Origin of the sequence: Mycobacterium sp., from assembly GCF_025933915.1 — a bacterium.
Classification (GTDB): domain Bacteria; phylum Actinomycetota; class Actinomycetes; order Mycobacteriales; family Mycobacteriaceae; genus Mycobacterium.
The window spans coordinates 1-8,181 of sequence record NZ_JAICZA010000179.1 but is presented as its reverse complement, the minus strand read 5'-3'; the positions used below and the strand labels follow the sequence as shown (position 1 = coordinate 8,181).

Genomic DNA, 8,181 nt, shown 5'->3' with positions numbered 1-8,181 from the left:
CTGGCCGTTCGGCGGTGGGTGCCGCGGCTGGTAGCCTGCTAGCGATCAGGGGCTATGGCGCAGTTGGTAGCGCGACTCGTTCGCATCGAGTAGGTCAGGGGTTCGATTCCCCTTAGCTCCACAGAGTTTGATCTGGTCAGGCGGTAGCCGAGCGCCACTCTTCCGAAGCCGTCCCTTGCGGCATCGAGACAGCCGGCGCCCGCGTCAAGGTCCTCGTAGCACGAGTCTCCGTACACATCCAGCGTCGCCGACACCTTCGGCGGCCGAGCAATCGCTGCAACGACCATCCCGGACGAGCCAGAGGCGGTTTCGAGTCGATCACGCTACGGCGTGTCGCGGTTTGACCGCCAGTCGGTTCTGAGACCGTTGGACATGCTCGCGGTGGAACGCAAGGGGGCGGCGTGAGCCCGACTCAGATTTTCTTCGTGTCAGCTCTGGTCGTCATGCTCGTAGCCGGGATCGTGGCGATCATGTTCTCCGGAAAGCTGTTCCGCCCTGAAGCGACCCTGGCGATTGTGTTGACGGTGGTTACTGTCGCGGGCTGGGTCTGGCGGATGCCACGGGGGTGGTACACGATTTCGCAAATCGCTTGGCGCTACCGGTTGAAGACTTGTCAGGTCCGGGAGGTTGCCGACAAGCTCGGTATGCGGGTCTTCAACCGTGGTGCGCTGGTCCCTCCCTCGCAGCGGAAGAAGATGCATCCCGAACTGATGCGTCTGAAGAAGCGCAAGGCGGTGCGCGAGGTGAGGGCAGCGAAGGACAGTCGACCGGTCTATGAACCCTCGGCCGCGCAGTCAAGTTTCGTGGAGGAGGCCGATCGCATACAGTTCTCCGGTCAGGAGCTATTGCGACATCTGCATCCGAGCATTACTAATTGCGGGGCAGACGTCGAGGACGAGGCAGTCTGACGAAACCAGCTGGGGCCCTCGACACCCCTTAGCCCCGCCGGGCGTGGTGCTCTAAATTCTCTGAGTGATTCGTGGCGATGGCGCCGCGGGCTCAGGGGGAGCTTTACCAATGGTGAGATCAAGGGCGACTCTGCGATCCCGGCGCGGCACCACGCGACGCGCCCGCAAGACCAGTCCGTCGCCGTTCGCGCCGGAGTGGACGCCGCCCCCGGCGACCTACGGCGTGGGCGTGCGACACAACGTCGCGGTGCCGATGAGCGACGGTGTCGAGCTGCGGGCCGACATCCACTACCCGACGGTGCCCGAGACGGGGCAGCCCGCCGAGGGACCGTTTCCCGCCCTGCTGTCGATCACGCCCTACGGCAAGAAAGCCCCCCCGCCGGCCGCCCAGATCGGCGGCGGCGCGGCGCCCTACCTCGTCAAGCGCGGCTACATCGAGGTGATGGTCGACGTTCGCGGGACCGGATCCTCGGGCGGTTCCTTCGAGATGTGCGGCGATCGGCAGACGCAGGACGGGGTCGAGTTGGTGCGGTGGGCGTCGACGCTGTCCAACGCCAACGGCCGCGTCGGCATGCTGGGACTGTCCTATCTGGCGATCAACCAACTGTTCACCGCGGCCGCGGTCGGCCCGGATTCCCCGCTGAAGGCGATCTTCCCGGTGATGGCTGCCCGCGATTTCTACCGCGACGCGGCCACGATGGGCGGCGTGCCGCACCTGCATGCGGTACGCGGATACGGGTCCGTCTACACGCTGCTCAACGTGGTCAACCCCACGCTGGAATGGCTCGCCCGCGGCGGTCACGCGCGGCCTCGCTCCGGCGGCCTCGCCGCGGTGCGACAGCGCGGACGCGACCAAAGACGGTACTTCCGGCCGCTGATCGCCGAGGTTGTCGCCGGCGGCGAAACCGCCTATGACGGCCCATTCTGGGACGCGATGAGTCCGGCGCTGGTCCTCTCCAAGGTCGCCGACAACGGCGTTGCGACCTTCCTCGTCGGCGGATGGCACGACGCGTTCCAGCGCGGGGCGCCGCTGAACTACGCTGCGCTGCAGAATGCGGCCGCCGGTCGGCCGGACGAGTCACCGATGGAACCCCGCCAGCCGGTGTCCGATCGGATCCGGTTGATGGTGGGTCCGTGGTATCACGTGTCGAACCACGGCGGACTTCACCTCAACGCGCTGCAGTTGCGCTGGTTCGACCACTGGCTCAAAGACGATGTACACGCGGCGATTTCCGGGAAGCCGCTGACCTTCCAAGCGATCGGAAGCTCGCAGTGGTATCGCGCCGACAACTATCCGCTCGCCGAGGCGACGCCCACTCGCCTGTACCTGTCCGACTCGGGGCGCCTGAGCTCGGACGCCTCGCCGGACACCACCGTGGCGCCGCTCACCTATGTGGCGCGCGGACCCCTGTCCGGTCGCAGCCTGGAGCAGTGGTCGCTGGGCTTGAACAGCTTCATGTTCGCCCAACGCGGCCGCAGCATCCGCTATGACCAGGACAACCGCCGCGTGCAGCGCGGTGCGCTGACCTACACCACCGAGCCGTTCGGCGAGGCGAAGCTGGTGGCCGGGCCGATCGCACTGACCATCCACGCGACGGCCACCACCACCGAGACTGTGTGGGTCGCCCACCTCGATGCCGTCGCACCCGACGGGGCCAGCCGCCCGCTGACCCAGGGCGCGCTCCTCGGCTCGCACCGGAAGCTCGATCCCGACCGCACCTGGTACCTCCCCGACGGCACCGTCCTGCGGCCGCAGCACCTCAGCACGCGATCGGCCGCGCAGCCCGTCGTGCCGGGGGAAATCACCCGCTACGACGTCGAAATTTTTCCGACGGCCGCGCTGATCGCCGCGGGCCACCGACTGCGCCTGACGATCACCACCTATGACTTTCCGCATCTGGTTCCCAGCAAGCCGGCCCGCCGAGCGATGGCCGGCGGGCGTTACCAACTGCACCAGGGCGGCCCAACGCCCTCGCACATCCTTGTCTCGTTGGCAGACCCCGACGCCGTGAGCTGAACCGGGATCCGGTAGCTAGCGCTCGGCCGCGGCGTGCGCCCGCACCGACGGCGCGATCCAGTCTTCGAGGAACCTTCGCAGCTCCAACCCGGTGCGCGGCGGGCGGCCGGGATCCACGATCAGTGACTGCAGGGTGCGCAGCATGATCTCGACCAGCTCGTCGAGCCGGCCCTCGGCGAAACCCGCTGCGGCCCAATCGACGTCGAAGCGCTGCAGGATCGACCGGCCGAACGAAATGGCCATATCCGAGGTCACCCCCGCGGTGAACGCGCTGGCCTTGCCGGGCTGGAACACCAGGCTGAGGTACTTGTCGTGGGCGAGTTGCTCGAACGTGTACGCGATCCCCTCCACCACCGCCTCGGTGGGCTCGGTGATCGAACCCAGGTGCGCCGCAAGCCGATCCAGAAACCCGTCGACGGACGACAGCGCCGTGGCGGCCAAGAGCGTCTCGTGGGTGGGGAAGTAGCGGTAAATCGTCTGGCGGGTCACCCCGAGCGTCGCCGCGACCTCCGAGACGCTGACCGTCCCGCGCGCGTCGATGGCGCGTCGCGTCACGGTCAGGATCCGCGCGACCGCCTCATCGTCGTCGGCCGGGATATCCCCCGACCAGCCGTGCCGGCGCATGGCGTGATCGTCGCACACGCGGGTTCCCGAGCTTGACAATACAAACAATAGTGATTGTATGGTCCGAAGCGTCGAGGGCGAAGGAGACGAGGGTGACGACGATCGACAGGCCGGTGAGCGGCACCGACGAGACGTTGACGCGGCGCGGCCTGCGTCACGCCCTGGACAAAACGACCGACCTGGCCGAGCGTGAACTGCGGGTGCCGCTGCACTACTACCGCGACCCCAAGATCACCGAGATCGAGGAGTCGCAGATTCTGCGCCGGGTGCCGCTGGCCATCGTCCCGTCGGCGCAGGTGGCGAACAAGAACGACTACGTCGTGCGCTCGGTGCTGGGTGACTCGCTGCTGGTGACCCGCGACCGTTCGGGTGCCAGCCACGTCTTGCTCAACTATTGCCGGCACCGGGGCGCGATGCCGGCCTGCGGCTCGGGCAACGCCCCGCGCTTCGTCTGCCCGTATCACGCCTGGACGTACAAGAACACCGGCGAACTGTTCACGGTCCCGGGCAAAGCCGGCTTCGACTCGATGGACACCAAGGACTACGGCCTGGTCGAGCTGCCCTCCGAGGAGCGGCACGGCTTCATCTGGGCGGTGCTGACCGCCGACGCGACCATCGACCTCGACGAACACCTGGGCGAGTTCGGCGCCGAACTCGCGCTCTGGGACTACCCGTCCTACGGCTATCACACCGAGCGCGAATTCACCTCCGACGTGTCATGGAAGGGCGCCCTGGAGGCGTTCGCCGAGGGTTACCATTTCCCGTACGTGCACGGCGAAAGCCTGATCGGACAGAACACCCTGGCCAACACGATGGTCTACGACGAGTTCGGCAGGCATCACCGCATCGGGTTCCCGTTCACCTGGATCACCAACGCGGACACCGATCCGACGGCCTCGCTCGACCCCGTGGCGAACATGGGCGTGATCTACTGGGTGTATCCCAACCTCATCCTGGCCAACAGCCCGGTGGGGGTGGAGATCATCGACATGCTGCCCGCCGGTGAGCCGACCCGCTGCACGGTGCGCCACAGTTGGATGGGCCGCGTCCCCGCCACCAACGACGAGATGAGAGCGGCCTACGACGCCGTCTTCGAAGGGGTCCATGCGGCCGTCCGTGACGAGGACTTCGCCATGCTGCCCCAGTGCGGCGAGGCCGTCCGGCACGGCCAGCACGACCACATGATCATCGGACGCAACGAAATCGCCGTCCAGCACATGATCAAGGTGTTCGCCCAAGAACTCGGCGTCGCACTCGCCTGAGGGCGGTTTCGCGCCCGTTGCGATAGTCGCAGGCCATCGCGGGTACTGATCCTCTGAACCCAATGACGGAGAGGATCTCATGGCGCAGCGCGACCGCGACTCCACCGACGAGTTGCTGCAAGAACTCCTGTGGACCTATGGGCCGTGTGGGCAGGAAGACGAGGTCCGCGCCGTCATCGCCCGCGAACTGCAACCCGTCGTCGACGACATGTGGACCGACGACGCCGGAAACCTGATCGGATACATCGCCGCAGACCCCTCGGCCGGTGATGTCGGGTCGCCCGACCACCGCCACCGCACGGAGGCCATACCGGGCGCCGCGACACGGGTCATGGCGCACATGGACGAGCTGTCCATGATCGTCAAGCGCGTGGAACCCGATGGCACACTGCATTTGACGCAGCTGGGCACGATGTACCCGGGCAACTTCGGGCTGGGACCGGTCGCCGTGCTCGGTGACAACGAAACCCTCACTGCCATACTGACTCTCGGCTCCGAGCACACCACCCAGGAAAGCCCGCGAATCTGGGAGACCAAGCCCGATCAGGGTGACCGCTCGCTGGACTGGCATCACGTGTATGTCTTCACCGGCCGCAGCACCGACGAACTGGCCGACGCCGGGGTACACGCCGGCACCCGGGTGTGCGTCGAGCGCAGCAAGCGAGATCTGGTTGAGATCGGCGGCTACGTCGGCGCCTACTTCCTCGACGACCGGGCCGCGGTGACCGCGCTGCTGAACGCCGCCCGCGTGCTGCGCGAGGGCGGCCGACGACCCACCGACGACGTCTACCTCGTGTTCACCACCAACGAAGAGATCGGCGGGGTGGGGGGCACCTACGCCAGCGCCACCCTGCCCGGCGACCTCACGCTCGCCCTGGAAGTCGGCCCCACCGAACGCGAATACAACACCAGCGTCGCCGGCGGACCGATCATCGGCTACAGCGACGCGTTGTGCGTTTACGACAAAAAGGTCGCCGACCGGCTGCTGAAAATCGCCACCGACCGGGGGCTGTCGCCACAGCCGGCCGCGCTGGGCGCGTTCGAATCCGACGCGTCGCACTCGAAGGCCAACGGGCTGACCGCGCGCGCCGGCCTGCTGTGCCTGCCCACGCTGAGCACCCACGGCTACGAGGTCATCGCGCGCAGCGCGATCGACGACATGGCCGCGATCGTGGTCGATTTCGTGCTGGAGCCCATCCGAAAGAAGTCCTGAAAACCCGACGATCGTGCTGGTCAGCTTGTTAGGCTGGCGACGCTTCCGGACGCACAACGATGGGGTGGCACGTGGCAAGCGCGGTCTCGCAGCTGAGCGAATCGCTCGAAAGACAATCCCCATGACACGTCCACGAATTCGCGCACGAGCGCCGCTGCGGATCTCGTTCGCCGGCGGTGGCACCGACGTGCCACCATTCCCGGCGACAGAAGGCGGCTGCGTCCTGTCGGCGACCATCGATCGCTACGCCCAGGGATCGCTTGCCCCGCGCACCGATCGCCGGGTGAGCATCGAGTCGGTGGACTTCAAGACCACGCACGAGATGACGCTCGACAGCGAGATTCTCTACGACGGCAGCCTCGATCTGATCAAGGCCGCGGTGCGCAGATTCGGCCGTGACGGCACGGACGGCTACGACCTGGTGCTGCGTTCCAGCGCCCCGCCCGGCTCGGGGCTGGGCTCGTCGTCGACGATGATGGTCGCGCTCACCGGCCTGCTCGCCGAGCACTACCGGCTGCCCATGGGTGAATACGAGACCGCCCAACTGGCGTGTGCCATCGAACGTGAGGATTTGGGCATCGCGGGCGGCATGCAGGACATGTACGCCGCGACGTTCGGTGGGTTCAACTTCATCGAGTTCACCGACCGGGTGATCGTCAATCCGCTGCGGATCCGCGACGAGACCGCCTTCGAGCTCGAGCTCAGCCTGCTGCTGTGCTACACGGGCATCACCCGGGACTCCGCACGGGTGATCGAGGACCAAACCCGCCGCGCCACAACGGGTTCGGATGACACCCTCGCGGGGCTGCGGGCCCAGAAGGACTTGGCGGTCGCGATGAAGGCCGCGCTGCTGACCGGCAAGCTGAACGACTTCGGTGCGCTGCTGGGCGAAGCGTGGACCCAGAAGAAGCGCATGTCGCCCTACATCACCAACGAGCGCATCGACGATCTCTACGAGCTGGCCCTGAAGAACGGGGCACTGGGCGGCAAGCTCACCGGAGCCGGTGGTGGGGGATACATCCTGCTGTTCTGCGACTTCGCCAAGAAGCACCGCCTCATCGAGGCCCTCGAGGGCGCCGGGGCCGCCATCACCGAATTCGCCTTCGAGAGCAAGGGATTGACGACATGGCTGGCATGACCGGTTCGGACTTGGTCCCGCCGAGCGTGGAGCTGGTCCAGCAGCGCTTGGCCGAAACCATCGCGGTCAAGCAGCAGATGCAGCAGGGTGCCTGCGCCGCGCAGACCGTCGAGGTGGCGCGCGTCATCATCGGTGCGCTGCGCGCCGGGGGAAAGGCGATCTTCCTCGGCAACGGCGGATCGGCGCAAGACGCCGGACATCTGGCGGCCGAACTCATGGGCCGCTTCGCTTTTGACCGTCCGGGCCTGGCCGCGATCAGCCTTCCCGACGCCACGGCGGCGATGACGGCGATCGGAAACGACTACTCCTACGACGAGGTGTTCGCCCGCCAGGTCCTCGCCGCCGGGCGCCCCGGGGACGTGGTGATCGGACTGACCACATCGGGCAACTCTCCCAACGTCGTTCGCGCGCTGGAGGTCGCCGGCCAGGCGGGGATGACGACCGTCACGCTCACCGGTGCACACGGCGGCAAGGTGGCCGGCGTGGCCGACCTGTGCATCCGGGTGCCCAGCGAGGACACCGCGCGCATTCAGGAGGCATGCCTGCACCTCGGCCACTCGATTTGCGAAATGGTCGAAGCGGCACTGTTTCCCAGGCCCTCCTGACCTCTGCCCGACGATGGCCGCACCCGATCTGCGCACTGTGCGCACCGTGTTCCTGGACCGGGACGGCACCGTCAACGTCAAGGCCGCCGAGGGCGAGTACATCCGATCACCCGCCGATGTGGTTCTGTTGCCGGGCGCGGCCAAGGCACTGGCCGCCCTGAATGCCGCGGGCCTGCGGACCGTGCTGGTGACCAACCAGCGGTGGCTCTCCGAACCCGACTCTGACCCGGCGCATTTCGCCGCGGTCCAGCAGCGTCTGCAAGAACTGCTCGCGGACGCGGGTGCACGGATCGACGCCGCCTACCATTGCCCGCACGCGGCGAACAGTTGCGACTGCCGCAAACCCGGCACCGGCATGTTGTTACGCGCGGCGGCCGAACACGGGATCGATCTGACCGAGTCGGTGATGATCGG

8 protein-coding genes and 1 tRNA gene are annotated in these 8,181 nt (G+C 67.1%); 8 read left to right on the top strand and 1 reads right to left on the bottom strand.

Annotation, left to right across the window (positions count from 1 at the left end; all coding sequences use genetic code 11):
* The first annotated feature begins 48 nt into the window (after window positions 1–48).
* The 3 genes from Q0W90_RS21110 (at window position 49) to Q0W90_RS21100 (ending at window position 2,925) form a co-directional block, all read left to right on the top strand.
* Window positions 49–121, top strand: a tRNA-Ala gene (locus Q0W90_RS21110).
* 280 nt (window positions 122–401) lie between these two features.
* The gene (locus tag Q0W90_RS21105; RefSeq protein ID WP_297599332.1) at window positions 402–908 is read left to right on the top strand and encodes a formate dehydrogenase; all 507 of its coding nucleotides are present in this window, start codon (window positions 402–404) and stop codon (window positions 906–908) included.
* Between the two features lie 223 nt (window positions 909–1,131).
* Window positions 1,132–2,925 carry a CocE/NonD family hydrolase gene (locus Q0W90_RS21100; RefSeq protein WP_297776362.1) on the top strand — a complete coding sequence of 598 codons (1,794 nt, stop codon included), beginning with the start codon at window positions 1,132–1,134 and terminating at the stop codon, window positions 2,923–2,925.
* A 15-nt stretch (window positions 2,926–2,940) separates the two neighbouring features.
* On the opposite strand, the gene Q0W90_RS21095 is transcribed toward Q0W90_RS21100, so the two are convergent.
* Complete coding sequence (locus Q0W90_RS21095) at window positions 2,941–3,549, bottom strand: TetR/AcrR family transcriptional regulator (protein ID WP_297599337.1); 609 nt, start codon at window positions 3,547–3,549, stop codon at window positions 2,941–2,943.
* A 92-nt stretch (window positions 3,550–3,641) separates the two neighbouring features.
* On the opposite strand from Q0W90_RS21095, the gene Q0W90_RS21090 reads away from it, so the two are divergent.
* The 5 genes from Q0W90_RS21090 to Q0W90_RS21070 all read left to right on the top strand — a co-directional run.
* Entirely contained in the window at window positions 3,642–4,811 is a 1,170-nt protein-coding gene (locus Q0W90_RS21090; RefSeq protein WP_297599331.1) for an SRPBCC family protein, read from the top strand.
* A gap of 79 nt (window positions 4,812–4,890) precedes the next feature.
* A complete protein-coding gene (locus Q0W90_RS21085; protein WP_297776359.1) occupies window positions 4,891–6,024 on the top strand; it encodes a M28 family peptidase in 1,134 nt (377 codons plus the stop codon).
* Between the two features lie 121 nt (window positions 6,025–6,145).
* The gene (locus Q0W90_RS21080; RefSeq protein ID WP_297599327.1) at window positions 6,146–7,162 is read left to right on the top strand and encodes a GHMP kinase; all 1,017 of its coding nucleotides are present in this window, start codon (window positions 6,146–6,148) and stop codon (window positions 7,160–7,162) included.
* Window positions 7,150–7,767 carry an SIS domain-containing protein gene (locus Q0W90_RS21075; RefSeq protein ID WP_297700646.1) on the top strand — a complete coding sequence of 206 codons (618 nt, stop codon included), beginning with the start codon at window positions 7,150–7,152 and terminating at the stop codon, window positions 7,765–7,767. The genes Q0W90_RS21080 and Q0W90_RS21075 overlap by 13 nt, the downstream gene beginning before the upstream one ends.
* A gap of 13 nt (window positions 7,768–7,780) precedes the next feature.
* The coding region (locus Q0W90_RS21070; RefSeq protein ID WP_297776356.1) for an HAD-IIIA family hydrolase at window positions 7,781–8,181 on the top strand (401 nt) is incomplete at its 3' end.

Excerpts from the sequence above, each read along its gene's own strand:
- Q0W90_RS21095 (WP_297599337.1), bottom strand. The coding sequence starts at position 3,549 with ATGCGCCGGCACGGCTGGTCGGGGGATATCCCGGCCGACGACGATGAG.
- Q0W90_RS21085 (WP_297776359.1), top strand. The coding sequence starts at position 4,891 with ATGGCGCAGCGCGACCGCGACTCCACCGACGAGTTGCTGCAAGAACTC.
- Q0W90_RS21080 (WP_297599327.1), top strand. The coding sequence starts at position 6,146 with ATGACACGTCCACGAATTCGCGCACGAGCGCCGCTGCGGATCTCGTTC.
- Q0W90_RS21075 (WP_297700646.1), top strand. The coding sequence starts at position 7,150 with ATGGCTGGCATGACCGGTTCGGACTTGGTCCCGCCGAGCGTGGAGCTG.